This window comes from Bradyrhizobium cosmicum (genome assembly GCF_032290525.1).
GTDB classification, from domain to species: domain Bacteria; phylum Pseudomonadota; class Alphaproteobacteria; order Rhizobiales; family Xanthobacteraceae; genus Bradyrhizobium; species Bradyrhizobium cosmicum_A.
This window is the reverse complement of sequence record NZ_JASXTA010000513.1, coordinates 1-244: the sequence shown is the minus strand read 5'-3', so window position 1 is coordinate 244 and position 244 is coordinate 1. Positions and strand designations below refer to the sequence as shown.

The 244-nt window shown below is 69.7% G+C and carries 1 pseudogene; it reads left to right on the top strand.

The annotated features are described in order from the left end of the window. Window positions 1-25: 25 nt before the first annotated feature. Window positions 26-244 (top strand): annotated as a pseudogene (locus QSV46_RS40760) (alpha-D-ribose 1-methylphosphonate 5-triphosphate diphosphatase); the annotation flags it as partial.

Below are 244 nucleotides of genomic sequence, written 5' to 3'. Positions count from 1 at the left end.
GGCGAAGGCCGCCCGCGCCGCGGGCATGACGATCATCGTCGGCGGGCCCAACCTCGTCGCTGGGCACTCCCACATCGGCAATGTCTCGGCGCGGGAGCTGGCGCGCGAGGGCTTCATAGATATCATCAGCTCCGACTACATCCCGGCGAGCATCCTGCGTTCCATCTGGAGCCTAGCGAGTCAGTCCGATGGGCCGACGCTCGCCGAGGCGGTGGCGTTCGGCACCCTGCGCCCGGCGGAGACC